The sequence below is a fragment of the Apibacter sp. B3935 genome, from assembly GCF_009827705.1.
Taxonomy (GTDB): domain Bacteria; phylum Bacteroidota; class Bacteroidia; order Flavobacteriales; family Weeksellaceae; genus Apibacter.
On record NZ_WINL01000003.1, the window covers coordinates 478,829 to 500,154 of the forward strand.

Genomic DNA, 21,326 nt, shown 5'->3' on the forward strand with positions numbered 1-21,326 from the left:
TATCCACTTTTTAAGTCGTAGGAGTTAAATATTTTCCGATTAGTGATTTTGGATTTTTCACCAAGTCTTTAGGCGTTCCTTCGGCAATGATTTCACCGCCTTTTAATCCTCCTTCAGGGCCAAGCTCCACGATCCAATCACACGATTCAAGAACTTCATGATTATGCTCAATAACAATCACAGAGTTTCCGCTTTTGATTAATTCATCCAACAGTTTTATCAGCTGAGCTGTATCATAAAGGCTTAAACCAGTAGTGGGTTCATCCATGATATACAAGATATGACCTTTTCGTTGCCGTCCTAATTCCTTCGCGAGTTTTAGTCTTTGGGTTTCCCCTCCGCTCATTGTTGAAGTGGGTTGCCCAAGCTTTATATATCCCATACCAATCCGTTCCATTATCTGTAACGGACGAACGATGACATCATTATCACTAAATAGGGCTATCGCTTCGGAAATCTGCATATCAAGAATTTCTGAAATATTTTTCCCTTTATACGTGACAGTTAAAACTTCGTTGTTATATCTTTTACCTTTACATTTTTCGCATGTTGCGTACATTTTTAAGCTACCCTCAGGAAAAATAGCTTTACGTCCACTACCATTACACTCTCGGCAAGCGCCCTCGGAATTGAAGGAAAAGTGTCCCGCCGTTAAATTTAACCGTTTTGCTTCGGGTTGTTCTGCAAATAATCTACGTATCTTGTCCCATATTTTGGTAAAAGTAACAGGATTCGAATTTATATTTCTTCCTATTGGTGCCTGCGATACTTCAGCAAAGCCAGAAATATTTTCTGCGCCATCAAGCCTTTCTGCTATTGTTTCGATTAATAGTGATTCTTCTTCAATATTTACTTCGTTTTCTTCTCCATTGGTATTGTTCTTATTGGCGTCTAAGCGAAAATAACTTTTTAACAGGGGCGTTAGCGTGCTCGATATCAAGGAGCTTTTACCACTTCCAGAAACGCCCGAAACCCCAATAAGAACGCCTAATGGAAATGCGACTGAAATATCTTTTAAATTGTTGGTTTTGGCGTGTCGAATAACTAAACGAGGAATATCAGAATCATCGATATTTTGTTTTAACATCCTTACCGGCATTTTTGCCTTACCGGAAAGATATTGTCCTGTCAATGATTTATCGCATTTTAACAGACCGGCATAATCACCTTCATAAATAACTTCTCCGCCTTCAATCCCCGCTTTTGGACCAATATCAATGATATGTTCAGCTATTTCTATCGTACTTCTGTCATGTTCCACGACAATAACCGTGTTACCTAAATCTTTAAGCGCTTTTATGGATTGTAAAAGTTCAAGTTTTTCTGATTCATGTAGTCCGACTGTGGGTTCATCAAGAATATAGATAAGTGATTCAAGTTTGGACTCCAAATGTGAGTTAAGGAAGAGTCGTTGTATTTCACCGCCACTTAGTGAGGACATTTCTCTATAAAGTGATAAATGCCCTAAACGAGAAGCAATTAATGATTTTGTCTTGTTCAAAATATCGTTAAGAAGATTTTTCCCACATTGCGTTATTTCGTTTAGTTCTAATGCCGATTCAAAAAACGTTTTAGCCTCGTCTAAAGTCATTTTGCCGACTTGACCAATATGTTTATCATTAATTAATATATTGCGAGCTTCTTCACCTATGCGATATCCATGACATTCTGAGCAAAGGGTTATTTCGTATAGACCATTTAAATATTCGCCTCTTTTGTGTTTAGCTTGCAAAATTCTTGATAAGCAGAAGCTTTGATTTGCACTGTTATTGCTGACATAATGCCCGTTTACCACGTCTTCTTTTATTTCATCCGGTATTTCTAAATAAGGCTGATCCATATAGCCTTTGAAATTCCTTTCCAAGACGCGAAGTATACCCGGAGTTACCCCGATAAAATTAAATAACTCTCGAACGGTGGGATTTTTATTTGCAATAAGCTTTTCCATATTAACGTGATAATATGCGCCTCTGCCAGCGCATTTCATACACATTCCGTTAGGGTTATTATAGGAAAAATAGCCTAATTCAAGGCGCTCTTCCTCATGTCCACACTTAGCGCAGATCCTATCTTGTCCAATAGTTTCGTTGCACTCTGAACATTTAACCTGCCCTTCACTTGAATACAGTAGGGCGAGAAGGTTAAATATGTTTGTTTTTGAACCGACTGTTGATCTTGGGTTATTCTGACGTACAACGCTTTGCTTAACAGCAATTGTCGGGCCGATACCCTCTATGCTTGCAAATTTTCTCTCATTATCAAGTCCCGGAAATATTCCTAATGATTGAAGATACCCTTTACGTCCTTCTTCAAACACAATATCAAACATCAGACTAGACTTTCCTGATCCACTTATACCGGTAGCAACGGTTAATTTGTTTTTGGGAATAGTAATATCAACATCTTTAAGATTGTGAATCCGAGCTCCTGTTATTTTTATACTTTTCATCTAATCACACCTTGTCTTTTTAATTAAGAAATTTTAACTAATTTATTTATCGTTAAGATCAAACAATAGCACAAATATATAGTACCATTTGGTATTAAATAAATAAATATAAAAATATTTTAAAAAATATTAAAAATATTATAATAGCAATATTTAATTGAATATAATTTACTCTATATTTTATTATTATATCAATTTATTAATGTTGATTAAAGATTTTTTAAAAGTTATTTTACTATAAGTAAAGGCTTTAAATATTCAATTACTTTCCGAAAATAGGAAATACTCGCACCATAAGGTTTAAGAACTGTTGCGTAAGAGTTCCTGTCGTGTGTGTACTAATAGATGTTTATTTTTTAATGCTCATGCAATTTTTTTCATTATTTTACCGCAAAACTTAATCACACTCGCAATGATTTTCTTTTTTTTCTTGCAAAGGTGTTTCATGTGCTATCAAATAAGGGAAAGGGTAATTATAATCTTTTTTATCTATACTGTCCCAGCGATTGATAATTTATATATTTTGAATGAGATTGTTACAGAAAATTCATGTTTATCTTTAGCAATCCGTAAGTTTTTATGTCAGTAAAAGAATAACTCATCTTACTCGATATAGTTGAAGTTTAAAAGCAAAATATAAACAAAGTTAATTTGATTGCATAGATTGGAATAACCATAAATCACGATATTGTGCGGTTGCTTTCATTCCTTCATCAAAATTGGCAATTTGTTTAATCTGTTTAAGGGTTAAGGCGAGTTTTCGACTTTTTGTCGTTGGTATTTCGTGTAATTCCTTATCAAAAGGATAATCATTAGGTTTAATCATGCCCGTTTTATTTTGGAAAATCAATAATCTAATAAATATCTATTTTATTATTAAGGTAAACACTTTAAATATTCTTTTCTTATTTTTTGGTTCATTTTATTACTAAGCGTAAGAATTATATCATGTGACTTTTTAGGGTTGGACTCTTTCATTATTATAGCTTTTACTAAAGAAAAGTATAGATGATGATCTGGTAGTTGATTTTGAACTTCTGAAAGAATGTTCATGGCTTTATCTTTTTTTCCAATTTTGCTTAAGCAAAATGAGTAATTAAGTCTTAGTATTGGTGATTGCGAGATTTTAAGCATCATTTCATATAAATATGATATTTCAGCCCAATCTTTTAAGCTAAAATCTTTTTTAGACATATACTTGCTGATGATAATTGCTTCAATATAATATTTATTACTATTTTTGGGTTTTTTAATATGATGGAAAGCCATAGTAAGTAGTTCTTTATTCCATTTGTCTCGATTTTGATTAAAAAAGGAAATTAATTTCCCATTATCAATTTTTGCAGGAATTCTTGATATGTGAAAATATAAAACGGCGAGTAAATTACTGGTTGAAATATAATTGAATTTATTATATAAAAACTTTGTCAAAACAAATGATTCTAAGCATAAATCTTTATTCACAATATTTTCAGTCTTTTCACTAAAAGAATCAAAGCCAATATTGAAAACGGCATAAAGAATTTCTTCAACAATTGATATTGTTTTTTGATTAACCGGAACGGAATTTATTTCGATTTTTTTGCAATTTAAATCAATATTAAGTTTCTTTTTAGTTCGGTTAATGCTTTTATAAATAGCTTCTTGATTAATTAAAGTGGATTCACGAATTTCAAGCATGCTTAACCCAAATATATTTTTGAGTATAAAAATAATTTTAGATTGTGTGGATAGGCTGTTTAACGAAGAGATAAATAGTATCGTTTGTAAACGAAGATCGGTTTCATATGGTTCTACTTTTTCATCTTCTGTAAGTTCTATTGAAAAATTATAATTTTCTTTTTGTTTGCGTTTTATTATATTTAGTAAATCATTACGAGCTACCATAAATAGCCAATTTTCTATATTTTTTGGTATATTATTTTGTTTCTGGATTTTTAGATACTTCAAAAAAGAATTTTGAATAGCATCTTCAATTTCAGAAATATGGGTAGCACCAAATCGAATCACTAATATAGAAAAAAGCTTTCCGTATAATGTTCTGTAATTTATTTTATCTTCAAAAGGTAAATTAGGAATCATAATCTTCCATATTCAAGATGGGACGGATTTCTGTCGTTCCCCCATAATAATGGGTCGGGCACTCTTTAGCTAACTCGATAATAGTTTCTAGATTTTCGCTTTGTAATAAATAATAGCCTCCAATTATTTCTTTGGATTCCAAGTATGGCCCGTCTTTAATAACACAGTCTTTACCCGTAATAAGTACACCTTTTTCATGTAATCCATCCCCTGAAATTAAATGCCCTGTTTTTGCTAATTTTGTTGCCCATTTCATATGAGCATCAGCTAATGCCTGCATTTCTTGTTCAGATAATTCTCTTAGTTTTTCATTGTTTTCATGTAATAATAATAGGAATTGTTTCATTTTAAATGTTTTAATTTAAGACATTTTATTATGCTATTTTTGGACATTTTTTTAAATAAAAATTTTAAATAATTAAAAAAACTTACATTCGAAATACTATACAAAGATAAAATAAAATAGGATGTTTATTAAAGGGGATTTGGTTTTAAATAGCTATATAAATTAAACCACCCTTAAGGCTGTTTTAGATGAATTATCGGATTATATGATTTTATATGAAAGTTATAATAGATTTTTAATGATATTTATTATGTACTAAATTTCTGTTTGATAAGAAGGAAATTTGATAATTGGGAGGATTAATATTGAGTCTAAAGTAGTGTTTTTAAGGGAAATTCATTCAGACATATCAAAAATATAGATAAACTAACGAATTAAAGAAATTAAAAACTTAAATAATTAAAAAGATTTTTATTTAATTAACTATATGAATGAAAATATATAAAAAAGTGAAAAAATAAAATCTAGAAATAATAAGTTAGAAAATATTAACTGTGATAATTCAAGAGACAAAGAATATAATAGATGATCAGATACATTATAGATTTATACAATTAAACAGTTTTTTTAATAATTTATTTAACAAATAATAATATTCACATAATTTATCTGAAATTATCTATACTGTAATATTTTTGACAAACTAACTTAACAAAATCTTTTAGTTAACTAATTGATTTGTAATATATAGAAATTTTTAATTACGATTCATAATCTCATTCCAACATTTTCCGGCAGCCATTGCTCTTTGGCAATCACTACCAATAAAACCAATTTTGCTTTTATCAAAGCATCTTGCAGGCCATCCATTATAATCCATGCAATTTGTAAATTCTCTATCACATTTTCCATTATAACCGAAAGCTGTGCTGCAATTTAAATTTCCATGATTTTGATAACAGGAAATGGAACGTGCAGTAACAGTTTTATTTTCTAAGGAGTGATGAATAAAGCTTCTTTCTCCTAAATTAAATACATAGGTGTTTTCAGTAGCATGATCTTTCATTGCCTTTTCTAATTTTTCGGCTAGCAATATCTGATTTCCTTCTATGCTATTAAAATCTGTTCCCGAAACGAATTCGGATGCTTTTCTTCCAATCACTTGTATCCAAGAAGTAGTTTTTAAATTTATAAACGCATCTGTAATAAAGCTTCCTCGATTACTTGCTTCATACGTTTTTCCATTATAGTTTACTATAGCATCACTCATCGGGAAATATACTCGAATAAAAGAATAATCTTCAGGATAATAAATTGATTTGTTAATTTCAATTAATTCTTTTTTGTATAATTCTTGTGCGTTCTTGATTTCTTGTGCTTCATCTTTGTTGAAATAGACCGTTTTAAATCCAATTAATTTAATTGAATCATTATTTGATTCCGGATAAATATACCTTATATAATTTTTTTCGAAAGTAGTAATACTTTCATTCTTATTCGATATTGGGTTGATATCATTGTCGTTATTACAACTATTAATTAATAGTAATCCGCTAATAGTAATAAATAAAGTCTTAAGCAGTTGAAATTTTTTTTTCATTTTTTGTATTTTTTAATTATAAATAAAATATAATAAAGTTAATTTTTAAAGATAACATTTAAAATTATTAAATATATGGCAAAATTGATTGGTTAGTATAATAAATATGATATAATATGTTTTTTTTATTAATATTTTAAAGTTTAAGTAAATTAATTGGTATTAAATTAAAATTATCATAAATATTAAATTTTTAATTGAATATCTATTTAACAACACTTTTCAAATTCAAAATTATATTTAAATATATATTTTTATTTATATCTATTGATTAATTATGGGGTTTTGGTAAAACAAAATTAAAATTTATATTAAAGATAAATTAATTTTATTAAGTAAGATAATATTTATAAGTAGAATAGTAATCTTTTTATAAAATAAAATATTGTTTGTCGATCTAATTAATCTTTAAAAAAATATGATGTTAGTTTATTTGGTTGTATGAGAAATAAAATTTTATAGAGTAATTTAATTGACTTTTATTTTAATTTATAAATTTTAAAATTTTTAAATACATTTAAATATGTGATAAACAATGTGTGTTTAAATAAAATATAAATTATAATTATTCTTAGATCTTTTATAAATTATAATATAAAAAAAATCAATATACACTTATAATAGTTTATACATATCCGTAAATAAATATAAATAAAATTAAATTTATAAGTAATTACTCGTAAAAAATTTTTTAAATAATTAATTATCAATATATTACAAGTATTGATTATATTATGGATATAAATATGCTTTCCTAGTAATGGCTTTAATTCAAGATAAAAATTATTTAAAATTTAAGACTTTATAAATAAAATTAAATTAATTACACAAAATAAATATTTGTATATATGTAAACATATACTATAAAAAATTTATTGATTTATTTTATATATATAAATATTTTGCTTAAGTTAGCAAATGGTATATACCTTTAATATTATTTGTTGTAATGAACTATAAATTAAAATATTCTTTAAATAAGTTTTTTAAAAAAGTTGATTTCAGAATAGTTTTGATATTTATTGTATTTATTCTGATAGGGTTGTTTATATTATTCTATAAATATTCTAGGTATATAGATTGTGGGCAGGTCGATTTTACTATTGAAGCTGAAAAAAAACAGGTCGGAGAAATAATCGGATTTAAAGATTTAACACCTAATGCTAAAAGTTGGGTGTGGGATTTTGGGGATAATTCTGCGAAAGTATACGACCGATCTCCATTACATAAATATGATAAATCAGGAATGTATATCGTAACCTTGCAGGTTAATGGTTCTTGTACATTTCAAAAAACATTAGAAATAAGGAGTATGGGGAAAATTATAGATTCCATGAAAATTCCTAAAATTATTGCTCCAACGGTAGTTACTGTTGGACAACCAGTTGAAGTTTATTATAAATATTTAGGGGAAGCTTTTTCATGGGAATGGAGTTTTGGAGAATCTGGACAAATGGACAATACTTCTGAATTTCCGGTTTATAGTTATAGTTCACCAGGTAAAAAAAGATTGACATTAGCAATCAATGGAGATATAACGCATATTGCCAGTAAAGATATATATGTCAAGCCTAGAAAATTAAATGTGTCTAAAATTGATACTCTTAAAAGATATATTCCGGAAAAAGATACCATTGTCTATTATTTGCCTCCAGGTAATCCGCAAAAAGATCCCATGGAAGAATTTTTAAGATATATACCTGCTATACCTATGGAGACTCCGGTAGAAGAGAAAATTACTAAAATAGAAGAAAACTTAGCTCCTTCCATATCTGAAAATCAGTTTGAATTATTATTAATTGATGTAGCTAAGCAGAATAAAGCTAAGGAAGACTTTGGTAAATATACTTGCGATAACTATGATTTTCCGGTAATTAAAAACGAAAAAATTATTATACCGTTTTCGGAATTTTGTGATAAAATCCAAAATAAAAAAATTAAAATTGAATCCATACGACTTACAAAAAATAATAGAAACTGCATTGAAGGTTTGACTATAAAATATAAAATTAAAAAAGGACTTATTTGGGTTTATGAATAAATATTCAAATAAATGATTTTAAATATAAAATATTCACTACATACTTATAATGGAAGCGACATTTACAGAAGAAATTTACTCGGCTTTAGATATAGCTAGAAAATATGCAATGGAAAAGAAAAATGCACATTTTGGTGCGCCACACTTTCTTAAAGCAATTCTTCATAGAGATTTATCTCTTTTAAAAGAATTAGAAGCTATGAAAAAAGATGTTTTTTTTATAGAGGAATGGGCAGATGTAAGGATAGATGATTTTCCACGAGCAAGCAGAAATATAAAACCGGAAGCTGATGATAGTATTGATAAAATTATAAAAGAAGCAGATGAAATAAGAGATATACTAGGTAGGGAAGAGGTAGACTTGTATTGTATAATGGTAGCAATGGCAACTCCGGGTGTGGGTTTCAGCTTTGATCAAATGAAGAGTTTTCCTGTTATTAGAGGAGAATTATTAAACGATATTGGTGATGAAAGTAATTCAAAAATATCAGAAAAAAATAATAGCATAAATGCTTCGATAAAGTACTTATATAAATATTGCAAGGATCTATTAGCTAGAGCTAAAAAAAATCCTAAACAAATTGTGGCCAGAGAAAAAGAGATTAAGGAAATAGTAGAAATTATAAGCCGTTTTTCTAAACCTAATGTTCTTTTGCAAGGCTATCCGGGTGTAGGTAAAACGGTATTAATCGAAGGATTTGTAAACCAAATTGTTCATAAACAAGCACCTGATGAATTGTTAAAAACTAAAGTATATGAATTAGATTTAGGGACATTAATAGCAGGGGCCTCATATAAAGGAGAAATAGAAGATCGCTTAAAAAAGATATTACAAGAATTAAAATCTTTTCCTCAATCAATACTTGTAATAGATGGAATACATGTTCTTTTGGATAAAAACAGTGATAATTCGGGAATTTCCAGCATTTTAAAAAGTGAATTATCCGGAAATAGCGGACTAACACTTATCGTGACTACAACGGTAGATGAATATACTAAAAAAATTGAAAAAGACGAAGGACTTTCCAGCATGTTCGAAGTAATAAAAGTTGAAGAACCTAATGAAGAACAGGCATTTAGAATATTAAAATCAGCTTTGCCTTCTTATTTAACTCATCATACTATTAAGGTTACGGATGAATCGATTACAGAATCCATAAGGCTATCTCAAAGATATTTAAAAGAAAAAAGCTTACCCGAGTCAGCGTTAAATTTATTAGATCGAACCATGTCTGTAATTAAAACTGCAGGTATTTCTTTTCTAAAAGAAAAAGATGCCTTGCAAGATAAGTTAATGAAAATACAAGAAGGAGAAGGAAATAAAAAACTTGAATTAAAATGGTTTTATGAAGATTTAAAAAAGAAGGCTCAATATTTATTGGTTCAAGAAAATTTAATTAGGGATGACATAGAATTATTATCTGAAGATTCTTTATACGAATATTTAAAATCTTTATTAGAAAGATTATCTCAAGTTGCACAATCCAAAAAAGAACATATAGATCCAATTGATTTAGCTGCAGTAGTGGCGCAAAAAACAGGAATTCCATTAGGTAAGCTTCATTCTGAAGAAAAAGATCGGTTACAAAATATGGATGAGATACTTAAAAAAAGAGTAGTAGGACAGAATTATGCCATTGAAGTAATAACAGAAGCAGTTTTAGAATCTCGCTCAGGTTTAAGCAAAGCAGGTCAACCCATAGGATCATTCTTTTTTCTAGGACCCACAGGAACAGGAAAGACAGAATTAGCAAAATCATTAGCAGATTTCCTTTTTCAGGATGAACAGGCGATTATTCGTTTTGATATGTCGGAATTTAAAGAAGAACATTCGGCTGCATTATTATATGGAGCTCCTCCGGGTTATGTAGGATATGAAGAAGGGGGATTATTGGTCAATAAAATCAGACAAAAACCTTATTCTATAGTATTATTTGATGAGATTGAAAAAGCACATTCATCTGTATTTGATGTCTTTTTACAAATTATGGATGAAGGTAAACTTCATGATCGCTTAGGTAAAGAAGGAGATTTTTCCAATGCTTTAATCTTATTTACCTCTAACATCGGGGCACATTTTATTGTGGATTCTGTTAATACAGGTAAAGGGCTGCCCTCTTCTAATCAATTAATGGAAATTATGTCAGGTAATTTTAGACCGGAATTTTTAGGTAGACTTACTGAAATAATTCCTTTTAGTCCTATAACTAAAGATAATGCGATGGGAATATTTGAAATTCACTTGAAAAAAGAATTAATAGATCTAGTTAAAGATTTAAATATCGATCTAAGCTTGTCGCAAAATGCTAAGTCCTTTTTAGTTGATAACGGATTTAATGCAACGTATGGAGCAAGACCTTTAAAAGGAATAATTCGTTCAGCTTTACGAAGACCTATGGCTAAAAAAATAATTTCCGGAGAAATTAAAGAAGGGAATAAGGTTACTGTAGATATGCTGGATGATAAATTACAATGGATAATCAATTAAAATAAATTATTAATTAAAATTTAAATAATATGTTATCAAATTATGGCATTGGAGGAAACGAAGTTCCTTTAGATGCAAATGAAGCAATACTGGAAATTGCACAAAACCGAACTTTAATAGCTCAAAAATTAACAGGTCAAACTCCAATCAGACCTGAAATAATCGAAGGGTTAACAACCGTTGAACAAGTTTTCGAACACTTTAAACCGGAAGTAAAAGTGAATTTTGAAGATGCAGACGGAGTAACTCAATTTGAAGAGCTAAAATTTAAAAATCTTGGGGATTTTGGAATAAAAGGGATTACAGCTCAAAGTAAGTTTTTAACTGATTTACAGGTTGAAAAAGACCAATACCAAAAAATTATTAAACAGCTTAAAACCAATAAAATTTTAAAAGCAGCACTTGAAGATCCGGAAGCCAGAGAAGCTTTAATGGATAGTATAGAAGGGCTTATTAACGAATTAAATCAAAAATAATTATGGCTAAAGAAAATGTAAAAGCGCAAATCCAGCCGGTAGATGTTGCGGTATCAGAACAAGCTAATAAAAAAAATGATATCAAAAGTGGTTTAGATAAATTAGCCAAATTTGGTGGATTTGATTTATTAGAAGCCTCTATAGAAAATGTTCAAAATTTAAATCCGGAACGTAAGGCTAGACGTCAAATATTTTTAGGAGATTCCAATAAAGAAAATGAACGCAATGCACTTAAGAAAACGTTAGAACTTTGGCTTAATGTATTGAAGAATAATACCAGTCTTACAGATATGGTGGCACTTAGTGAAGATAAGAGTAAACTTGCCGATAAAACATTAAAAAAGAATTTAGCTAATGCAGTAAGAGAGACTGAAGAGCTAGAAAAGGCCTATCGTACCGTAGCTTTATTTTATAAAAATACAGATCAAGATAAGGTAAAAAATGTTTCAATAATTAATGCAGAACTAGACCAATTAACTGATTTAGATAACACTCGATTTATAGATGCTATACATACAGAATTAGTAGATAATTATGATCGACTGGATTTAAAAAATAATTATGGGTTATTAGTTATACCCGGTTATTTAGGTAGTAATAGAGTGGTTGAAAAATGGGCAAAAATTGCTCATGAAAATAAAGTAATGTTGGTAACAGATTTTGCTCACCTTGATGAACCGGATGATGTAATGGAGATGTTTGATGAAGCATATCTTACCGGTGGAGACATTTATCGTTCCAATGTACTAATGACATGTAATTGGTTAGTAGGTAGAGGAAAATTTGATGAAATTCAAGAAGAAAACGATCTATACATACCTCCATCCGCTGCATTAGCCGGTAAGATATATGGTACTTTAATGTCGCAAGTTACTGCAGGTAAAAAATTTGGAGGAATTAATGAAATAGAAGGAGTTAAATTCGATCTTAAAAAAAGCGAAATAGCTAATTTAGAGAATATGGGTTTAATACCAATGGTTAATGAATACGGTAAAGTAATGGCTTTCTCAGGTAAAACCTTATTCAATGGAGATAATTTAGGGCTTCAGACCTATTCAGTGGTGAGAGTATTTGACTATGTTACTAAGGTATTAATGGATTTTTTAAATCGAAGAGCATTTGAAAATTTTACAGCAAAAACACGAAAAGAAATTATGAATCAAATTGTACGCTTTTTAGATGGTATTACCGGCCCGGATAAATTAATTGAAAATTTTGAAGTAAGAAGATTCGAACAAGATGCAGTACAGAAAGATCGAATTTATTTAGATATACATTTAAAACCTTATTTTCCGGCTAAGAACTTTCTTATAAAAATGGATGGACATAAAGGAGATGAAGGAAATGATTGGGATACTGAATATGAACAAAAATAATTGATAGTACCAAGAGAGGGAAATATTTTACCTCTCTTTTTAAAAATTATAATATGAATATAAAAAGCAAAATCTTTAAATTATTTTTTATAAGCGGATGTATCCTCTTTGGATATAATATGTCATATGGACAGTCAAGTTTACCAATGAAAAAAATAACAGAAGACACTTTGCTAACAAAAATAGTTGATTGCAATGCCTTGTTTACACTCAATAATAGAAAAGTTGACTTAATAGGTGGAAAACCTTATATCTATGCCGAACCTTATTATGAAAGAGTTTTTAATAATAAAAAAGATTTTGCAGTATTTCAAACGATTAAAAGAAAAGGAAGGCGTCCTCTGTTATTTGTTAAAATTTTTAGATTTAATACCTGTCTTAAAAAAGATGAGATTATGGAATTTATTACAAATAACGGTTATAGATATAGGATAAAAAATAGTTATAAACCAAACTGCGACGGATATTTAATAGGAAAAATAAGGAGAAAAGATATTAAAAATCTAACCAGAAGTGATATAAGCAGTATTAAAATAATAACTTTTGATAGAGATTATGAATTTCATCTCGAATCCGCCGAGGCCGATCAAATAAAAGATGAATTTCAATGCTTGAAAAGTAAACGTTTTAAATTCAAATAAATGCCATTACCTCAATTAGGTTTATCGTTATCTATAACAGATAATCCCGGGTCACCTATGTATTCTGGAAAAGGTGAGAGGGAGAAGATGTCTGATTTTGATTCGGCTATACGACAACATACTATTACCATTGTTATTACTGATGAAAAAGTCAATGAAATTGAACTGAATGTAAGTGATAAAAACTTACATAAAATTATGTTACCTACCTATAAAATGATGGTAACTGATGACAAAACAGAAGAAAAAACTTATTATGAAGTAACTCGTGACTCTTTATTGCTCAATGAATTAAAAATTAATAAAACAGGTGGATTTTCATTTTTAGGATTAAATATTTTAAAAAAAACAGTTTATATGTTACCTGTAGTCGCTTTTGAGCCATTAAAATCCGTTAAAGAAGTATTTGAAGTTTCCAAATACCGTACAAAAAAAGATAATTATTTATATTATACTCTACACAGAAATAATGAAAAAGCACTATTAGTTTCAGGTTTACCTCCGGAAAGCTTTATTAATTCTACAAGCTGTGAACATTTTTTTTATATTGAGGATCACCATCAAGGGCAAAAATTCATAGGAGATATTTCATATAGAGAAAAATTTATAAAAACTATTCCTAAAGTTGAAATACACCTTATTAAACGTCTAAATAATATTAAAGAGTATGAATTAGACAAATCAGGTAAAATAAATAAAATCATTTATTTATAAATAAGAAATTGATATGTATGGAATTTATTATAATATTCCCATAAATTTTCAACATCTCATTGAAAAAAAAGATGTTGAAAAAACAAATTTAGATCAATCAATAGCTAAATATATTAATTTGATTGTAACCTCTTCCTTTGGTGAATGTAAATTCAATGAGATGTTAGGATGTAAAATTTGGGAGATGGATTTTGATTTATTATCAGACACCAATAGTTTAAGAGACAAATTCAAAAATGATATTAAAGATGCTATAATGATGAATGAGAGTAGATTAAATTTATTAGAAGTAGATGTTGCGATTGGCGTAGGTCAGAATCCTTCTTATAATAATTCAATACGATTAAAGAAAAAAGTAACGATGAAAATCGATGGACTGATTAAGAAAACAAATAGACCCTTCAATTTTCAAGGATATTTTTTTATTGGACCCCTTTCACAAATTTAGAAAATGGATACTCAAGAAAAAATAAAAGACAGAATACTTAGAAGGGCTGCCCAAACGTGGGGTTATACGGATAGTGAACTAGAAACATCCTTTGATCCTATAGTTGCTCTGCTATTAGAAGCTTGCGCATCAGAATTAGAAAAAATATCTGCTGAATTAAATAATTCCAGATCACGTATTATTGAAAGATTATTGGAAATAATGTCTCCTGAGATTAATACTGGAATTATACCTGCCAGATCAATTCTTCATTTAGAGCCTATTGAAAATAATTTTACCATATCCTTGGAACATCAATTTAGATGTAAAAAGACAATACAAAATATTTATGACCCGTTACAACCTATTGTTAAAGATATTTATTTTGGAACAACTTTACCCTTTATTTTAACAAAAGCTAAATTAAACTATATCGCTTTTGGCAATTCATTATATTCTTTAAAAAGAACTATTCACAAAGATCCTATTGCAAAAGAAACTAGATTTATGAAACCGGGATCCTTATGGTTAGGAATAACTTGTCCGGATGGGGTAGATAAACTCGAAAAGCTTATGTTTTTTACGGATGTAAGGAATATATCTCAAAGGGAAATTTTTTATAATTATTTAAAACAAGCAAAATTTTATATTAACAATCAAGAAATACCTTACAAAGAAGGATTTAATGTCGAAAATTATACAATTGATATTGATGCAGTTGTAAATAAGAACTATAATAAAATCAATCAATTGTATACAGATGTAAATAATTTTTATTCAGAAAAATTTTTCCATTTTACTCAAGATATTATTATCAAAGATGAAGTATTTAAAGTCCCGGATGAATTAATAGATTTATTTGGTAGCAATGTCACAAAAATTAATGATGCTGAAAATGTAATTTGGATTCAGATTCAATTTCCGGAAGTTGTTATCAATGATGCTTTTGAGAATGTAATGTTTTACATTAATGCGATTCCTGTTATTAATAAAAGATTACTTACTCAAAATCAAACCATTGGTTCTTTTATTAATTATATACCTTTAGCTTCTGAAGATATATTTTTAGATTTAGACAGTATAAATGATTCGAGAGGTTACCAATATCATATTAAGGAATTTTCGGAAGGAAATTTAGATATAGGAGATGCCACGTTGAGACATACTGGTGTTACTCGATTTGATGAACGGAATGCTTCTGAATTGATACAATATCTGATTGAATTATTAAAAGATGAAAGTGCTTCCTTTACAGTTATTGGAGGCGATTTTATTGACGGGACGATTAAAGAGATCAACAAATCGATTGCAACATTGGAGCAGCACATAAAAGAAAAGAAATTCACAAAATCTAATTTTCCTTATGCCATTATTCGTCCAAAATCTGCAGCTATAAAAAATGATAATGATTTCTTTACCATAAGTTATTGGGTTACAAATGGGGAGGAAGCCAACGATATGAAAGTAGGAACTCATTTGGACGGGATAGGTACTAGTGATTTCAAGCAAGATTCTATCATGCTGATTAATACCTCAGTAGGAGGCAAGTCCAGGATGGATACTAAAGGTAAAATTGATTCTTATAGGGAAGCCCTTTTAACTCGAGGAAGAATAGTAACTTTTGCTGATATAAAAACTTTTTGTCAAAACCATTTTAAGTTTACTATTACCGGGGTGGAAATAAGAAAAGGTACCAAAATCGATACTTCCACAAATAAAGGATTTGTCCGAACCATTGATATAATTTTAGAAAGAAATTTAACACCGGACTCTACAATCACTGATTTTGAATGGCAATATTTATGTGATAACATGCTTTATAAATTAGATAAAGTTTCCTCTAATATTTATCCTTATAGATTATTAATAAAATGAAAAAGAATATACTTGCACTATCTGTATTGACGTTTTTTTTGTTCTATGCATGTCAAAATAAGTATTATAATGAAATACCTTATAAGTTCAAATACAATGAAGATGATATAAAATTAAAATTAGGAATCACAACTAATTACTTGCCTATCTTGGATACTTTAGATCAACAATATGAAAAAAATTTAACAGATAGACAAATTTATCTTAAAGAAAAATATTCAATAACCTTAGGTATTAAGCCTGAGGAATTAACCAATTATAAGTTTTATGATTTTATAGATAAATGGATCGGAACACCTTATGCAACTAAAGGTTTTACCATTGATAGTTTGAATATTGCAGCGTTTACAAGTGCTTTGTTTCAATTAACTTATAAGAGAAAAATACCTTCCACCCCTCTGGGAATTTTTAATTCTCCGGAAATTAATCTCTTTACGGGACGAAATTTTCTTAAAGAAGGTGATATTCTCTTTTTTAGATATCAAAAAGATATACCGGTTGGCGATATAGGAATATATTTAAGAAATAATAGAATATTGGTAAGTACCAGGAGTAAAGGTTTAATAATAAGTGATTTTAATTTAGATTACTTTCAACTTAGATATGTCAGTGCTGGAAGACTAATTATTGATAAAGAGACTGAATAAATATGGAAGCTATAGAAACAAATATCCTATCGGATGAAATAAAAAATAGGATAAACAATTTTAAATTTGATCTAAAAGCCGAAGTAATTATTTCAGAAATACTCGAGCAAGTAGATAGTAAAGAACAAAACATTTTAGTAGATCACAAAGGACAATTTAAAAGACCCTTTAGGAAGGATGTTTTAGGGGCGGAAATTGTTAATTATAATTATGACATAACGGAGTATGTGAAAGTTAATTTATCTAGAGATGGTATTTATGATACTCTTCCCGAAGGATTAACTCACCAACTGGGTGCCGATACACCCCAAAAAATGGTCTCTGATATGACCAAAGAATATAAAATCCATAAAAAGGAAGAAGAATATGCAAGGAAATTTTTCTTTCCTTTTGAAAATGAATTTTTTCTTAAAGCTATAGAAAGAGAAAATATTGAGAAAGAAATTTTACTGGAACTTAATGGATCTAAACCACTGGATTTCTTTTACGATTTTTGGCATATTGATCGAGAATTGCCCCCCGTATTAGTTTCTAAATTAATTAGAATCTTGCCGTATCTCCATAAAATTGTTGGAAATCTTGATATGACCGTGCATTGCTTAAGCTATTTGTTGGAAGAAGAAGTGGAAATAGCAGAGCAAGGATATAAAGAACAATCCAGTTCTGAGGAAGAAATAAATCTGGGAAATTGCAGACTTGGATTAGATATGATTTCAGGAAGTGCCTATATGGATTACTCATTATACTTAGAATTTAAAATCGGACCGTTACAAAAGACTTCATTTTTAGATTATATACATCAAGGTAAGCTAAAGAAATTTATAGAATTATTTTATGAATATTTTCTACCTATGGAAGTAGATGTAAAAACAACCATATTATTAGAAAAAGAAACAGAAGTTTTTAATTTAACTGAAAATACAATTTTAGGAATAACATCGAGAATATGAAATTTAAAACATATCTTAAGGATTTAATAGATCCTTCAATTATAACAGGAGTATTGATAATATTGGCTGTATCTATAATTGTCTATATTTTTTTTAGCTCAAAAGTAGAAGGTTTCAAACAAAAATATAAAAACAAATTTATAGCATACACCATTATATTAGTTTTAGTAACTGCATTAGTGGTTTTTATAGGTTCTTCGGAAGTTTTTAACAATCAGATATTTAGTATTTTTATTTTTTATCAAGTAGTTTTTTTTGTACTAGGAATTATCCATTGTTTCGTATACAGAAATTACTTTGATAAGTTTGATTCTAAATCTCCCTGGATTGAATTACTTTTTAGTATAACAATGGTGATATACATTCTTATACCATTTCTATTCGTGTATACACTGGTAAAAGGTAATACGTTTGTATATAACATGATGTTTTCATCATTAGTATTTATCATTCCGACATCTATATTTTTAACATTTCAAGCATCTATTTCAATTCCTCCGAAAATTTATAAAACTTGGCAATTTCCGGAAGAACATGCCTATCCTGATCCACCGGACAGCGAATATAGAGACATGGTAGTCATTACTTTTATTTTCCATAGAGATCCTAATTCAGATATACGAACGGAATTTAGAGCAAAAGCTCCAATACGTATGGATTTTGGAAGGTTATTTTATCATTTTGTAAATGATTATAACTTAAGAAATCCTGATTCAACTATTAATTTGATGGATATAAACGGTGAAAAACAACACTGGGTATTTTATTTAAAATCTAAATATTTAGGCTTACCAAAATTTATTAAGCCTGATTATCCATTGTATGTAAATTCAATTGAAGAGAATAGTGTCATCATATGTCAACGTACTCCGCCATTAATCAATTCTGAAGAAGAGTTGAAATATAATTTTGATAATGATCAAAATGATGAATATGAAAATATAAATGAAAAAAATAATGATAATTTTTAAAATAAATCTTTCGCTATGTTAGAAAAGTTAAATTATTTTCCAGTTAATTGGATTGATGGGATGAAGATAAACAAATCCCACTTCATAGCCATGCAAGATAATTTTGTTGATATGATGCGTGATGCCATTGGAAGTCATGTAACCCCTATAAGCTATGGTCTTCTACCGGTGTATAACACGATGGAATCAATAAAAATTTCTTTAATTATAGATAATCATAAATTATTGCGAGTAAAAATTGAAGAATGTCATGCAGTTACTCCTAACGGAGCAAGAATAGAAATTACCCCTTTAAATAATTCGATAGATATACAGATGCCTTATCCGGAAGCCATATATAATTTAGATGAGGAACAAGAAATCATTTTATTAGCCAATATAGTGGTTAATCCGTTTGAACAAATACCTTTTGGGGTCTTAAATTCTGATGAAAACCCACCAAGGTATCCATATTTAACTCCTACTTATAAATTACATTTAGTTCAAGAGGGACAAATATCAGAACAAACTTCTAACATTGGTTATCAGCTAACAGTAGGGAAAATTGTTGTAACTAAAGAGGAAACGTATTTACAACCGGGTTATATACCTCCGTGCACCTCAACGAATAGTCATAAAGAATTGATTGATGTACATACTCAAATTGATAAGTTTATGGGGCAATTGGAATTATATGCAGTTCAAATAGCTCAAAAAATTAACAGGAAAAATCAAACAAATGAATTAGCTATTATGGTATTAAAGCTTTCAGAGTTGGTGATTACCTATTTGGGTAATGAAATCAATTCTTTAAGATGGCTTGGGTTGTATACTACACCGGCTTACATGTTGGATAAAGTAGTTCGATTAGCCAGAATCATGAAAAACTTTGTTGATGCCAAATCTGGAGCAGGTAAAGAAGAACTATTGAATTATTTGGCAGAATGGTGTGGATTATCACAAGGTGATTTTGAAGTTCTGTTTACGGATCTGGTTAATGCCGGTTATAATCATTCACAAGTTGATAAAACTATTAAAAAGGTAAATGTATTTATGCGAACGCTAGATCAATTGTTTGCCGCATTAAATAGACTAGATTACATCGGAAAAAGAAATGATACCGGAATATTCATTAAAGAAAGATTGGAAAATAATCCTATTGAAAAAACAAAAAAAAGCAGATTTTTTGACGATTAAAAATTTATAATATGGAAGTATTAAATAAAAAAGATAGATGGATAGCTTTTCTACTTTTTATATCTTTATTTACTTTAACAATAATAATTATTGTTACATCAATATTCTTTAATTATCAGTTACCTTGGAGAGAAAATTATGAACTCAGAAAAGAAAATACTGCAATTATTAATGAATTTAGATATCAGGAAAAGTTTGAAAATCAAATGGAAATTTTGAAAAAATATATTGATTCCATTGACATGCCCAACCATGATATGTATTATTATCAACAAAAAGCCATTGATATGGTTATAAAAATGGAACAAAATATCCCGGGTAAAGATAGCGTACGAAGAGGTTTGTTATATAAGAATTTTTTGTTGACAAGTCGAGCCCTTATCGAATCTAAAAAGACTATAAAAACGTATGGAAAAAGTAAAGCAGAAATTGATACCTTACTTGCTAAGGTGGAAACTTATAGAAGACAGATACAAATTATTACTAGAGATTTAGAAGTATGTAGGCAATTATACAATAACAAATAGATATTTTAACAATAATTTAACATATTGTATCAGGATAAGATTACCTTATATAATTATCTTTGTGGTATAAATATATTTTATTAAATATTAATCATTAAATTTTTTTATTATGTCTTTTAAAGCAAAATTAGAAGTTGCTGGAAAGAAATATAACATTTTAAATGTTAATTATTCTTTAGCACAAGAAACAGACCCAACCGGACGTCCATCTTCTCAAACCAGAGGTGGAAGAATTGAAGTAACTGTTGAATCAACAGGTGAATCTGATATCTTTGAATGGATGACCAATAGTTTTGAAAGAAAAGATGGTAAGGTAATCTTTGTAAAAAGAGATTCTGATGCCACTTTGAAAGAGTTGACATTTACTGATGGTTATGTGGTTAAGTATAGAGAAAACTTTGATGCATCTGGTACTAATCCATTAACCGAAACGTTTACTATTTCAGCGAAAGCTATTAAAATGGGAACAGGAGAACATATTAATGAATGGGTTTAAAATCCATACATTAATAACTTTCTGACAAAAAAAGGGAATTTTAAATTCCCTTTTATTTCTGTCTAATTTATGATAAATTTAATTCATTATTAAAAATATAATAT

At 28.9% G+C, this 21,326-nt stretch carries 19 protein-coding genes; 14 read left to right on the forward strand and 5 right to left on the reverse strand.

Annotation, left to right across the window (positions count from 1 at the left end; all coding sequences use genetic code 11):
• Nucleotides 1–10 precede the first annotated feature (10 nt).
• The 5 genes from GFV00_RS07935 to GFV00_RS07955 all read right to left on the reverse strand — a co-directional run bounded on the left by GFV00_RS07935 (nucleotide 11) and on the right by GFV00_RS07955 (nucleotide 6,417).
• Nucleotides 11–2,449, reverse strand: coding sequence for an excinuclease ABC subunit UvrA (locus GFV00_RS07935; RefSeq protein ID WP_160557366.1), 2,439 nt, complete (start codon nucleotides 2,447–2,449; stop codon nucleotides 11–13).
• A 646-nt stretch (nucleotides 2,450–3,095) separates the two neighbouring features.
• Nucleotides 3,096–3,275 (reverse strand): hypothetical protein, encoded by a 180-nt coding sequence (locus GFV00_RS07940; protein ID WP_160557365.1) that lies wholly within the window; start codon nucleotides 3,273–3,275, stop codon nucleotides 3,096–3,098.
• A 50-nt stretch (nucleotides 3,276–3,325) separates the two neighbouring features.
• Entirely contained in the window at nucleotides 3,326–4,531 is a 1,206-nt protein-coding gene (locus GFV00_RS07945; RefSeq protein ID WP_160557364.1) for a DUF6596 domain-containing protein, read from the reverse strand.
• Complete coding sequence (locus GFV00_RS07950) at nucleotides 4,521–4,877, reverse strand: YciI family protein (RefSeq protein ID WP_160557363.1); 357 nt, start codon at nucleotides 4,875–4,877, stop codon at nucleotides 4,521–4,523. The genes GFV00_RS07945 and GFV00_RS07950 overlap by 11 nt, the downstream gene beginning before the upstream one ends.
• Nucleotides 4,878–5,574: 697 nt before the next feature.
• Nucleotides 5,575–6,417, reverse strand: coding sequence for a hypothetical protein (locus tag GFV00_RS07955; RefSeq protein WP_160557362.1), 843 nt, complete (start codon nucleotides 6,415–6,417; stop codon nucleotides 5,575–5,577).
• 949 nt (nucleotides 6,418–7,366) lie between these two features.
• Between GFV00_RS07955 and GFV00_RS07960 the strand changes: the two genes are divergently transcribed.
• From GFV00_RS07960 to tssD, 14 genes are all read left to right on the forward strand, one after another.
• Entirely contained in the window at nucleotides 7,367–8,458 is a 1,092-nt protein-coding gene (locus tag GFV00_RS07960; protein ID WP_160557361.1) for a PKD domain-containing protein, read from the forward strand.
• A gap of 49 nt (nucleotides 8,459–8,507) precedes the next feature.
• Nucleotides 8,508–10,946, forward strand: coding sequence for an ATP-dependent Clp protease ATP-binding subunit (locus tag GFV00_RS07965; protein WP_160557360.1), 2,439 nt, complete (start codon nucleotides 8,508–8,510; stop codon nucleotides 10,944–10,946).
• 29 nt (nucleotides 10,947–10,975) lie between these two features.
• Entirely contained in the window at nucleotides 10,976–11,422 is a 447-nt protein-coding gene (locus GFV00_RS07970; RefSeq protein WP_160542641.1) for a hypothetical protein, read from the forward strand.
• A 2-nt stretch (nucleotides 11,423–11,424) separates the two neighbouring features.
• Entirely contained in the window at nucleotides 11,425–12,798 is a 1,374-nt protein-coding gene (locus tag GFV00_RS07975; protein WP_160557359.1) for a DUF5458 family protein, read from the forward strand.
• Nucleotides 12,799–12,944: 146 nt separating this feature from the next.
• The gene (locus GFV00_RS07980; RefSeq protein WP_160557358.1) at nucleotides 12,945–13,439 is read left to right on the forward strand and encodes a hypothetical protein; all 495 of its coding nucleotides are present in this window, start codon (nucleotides 12,945–12,947) and stop codon (nucleotides 13,437–13,439) included.
• A complete protein-coding gene (locus GFV00_RS07985; protein WP_160557357.1) occupies nucleotides 13,440–14,153 on the forward strand; it encodes a hypothetical protein in 714 nt (237 codons plus the stop codon).
• 13 nt (nucleotides 14,154–14,166) lie between these two features.
• Complete coding sequence (locus tag GFV00_RS07990) at nucleotides 14,167–14,601, forward strand: GPW/gp25 family protein (protein ID WP_160557356.1); 435 nt, start codon at nucleotides 14,167–14,169, stop codon at nucleotides 14,599–14,601.
• A 3-nt stretch (nucleotides 14,602–14,604) separates the two neighbouring features.
• Nucleotides 14,605–16,455 carry a type VI secretion system baseplate subunit TssF gene (locus GFV00_RS07995; protein WP_160557355.1) on the forward strand — a complete coding sequence of 617 codons (1,851 nt, stop codon included), beginning with the start codon at nucleotides 14,605–14,607 and terminating at the stop codon, nucleotides 16,453–16,455.
• A complete protein-coding gene (locus GFV00_RS08000) occupies nucleotides 16,452–17,102 on the forward strand; it encodes a C40 family peptidase (protein ID WP_160557354.1) in 651 nt (216 codons plus the stop codon). Before GFV00_RS07995 ends, GFV00_RS08000 begins: the two co-directional genes overlap by 4 nt.
• Nucleotides 17,103–17,104: 2 nt before the next feature.
• Nucleotides 17,105–18,052 carry a type VI secretion system baseplate subunit TssG gene (locus GFV00_RS08005; protein WP_160557353.1) on the forward strand — a complete coding sequence of 316 codons (948 nt, stop codon included), beginning with the start codon at nucleotides 17,105–17,107 and terminating at the stop codon, nucleotides 18,050–18,052.
• Nucleotides 18,049–19,023, forward strand: a complete 975-nt coding sequence (locus tag GFV00_RS08010; protein ID WP_160557352.1) for a TssN family type VI secretion system protein — start codon at nucleotides 18,049–18,051, stop codon at nucleotides 19,021–19,023. Before GFV00_RS08005 ends, GFV00_RS08010 begins: the two co-directional genes overlap by 4 nt.
• 15 nt (nucleotides 19,024–19,038) lie before the next feature.
• The gene (locus tag GFV00_RS08015) at nucleotides 19,039–20,199 is read left to right on the forward strand and encodes a hypothetical protein (protein WP_160557351.1); all 1,161 of its coding nucleotides are present in this window, start codon (nucleotides 19,039–19,041) and stop codon (nucleotides 20,197–20,199) included.
• A gap of 11 nt (nucleotides 20,200–20,210) precedes the next feature.
• A complete protein-coding gene (gene tssO, locus GFV00_RS08020; RefSeq protein WP_160557350.1) occupies nucleotides 20,211–20,726 on the forward strand; it encodes a type VI secretion system TssO in 516 nt (171 codons plus the stop codon).
• 109 nt (nucleotides 20,727–20,835) lie between these two features.
• Nucleotides 20,836–21,222 carry a type VI secretion system tube protein TssD gene (gene tssD, locus GFV00_RS08025; RefSeq protein ID WP_160557349.1) on the forward strand — a complete coding sequence of 129 codons (387 nt, stop codon included), beginning with the start codon at nucleotides 20,836–20,838 and terminating at the stop codon, nucleotides 21,220–21,222.
• The last annotated feature ends 104 nt before the right edge of the window (nucleotides 21,223–21,326 follow it).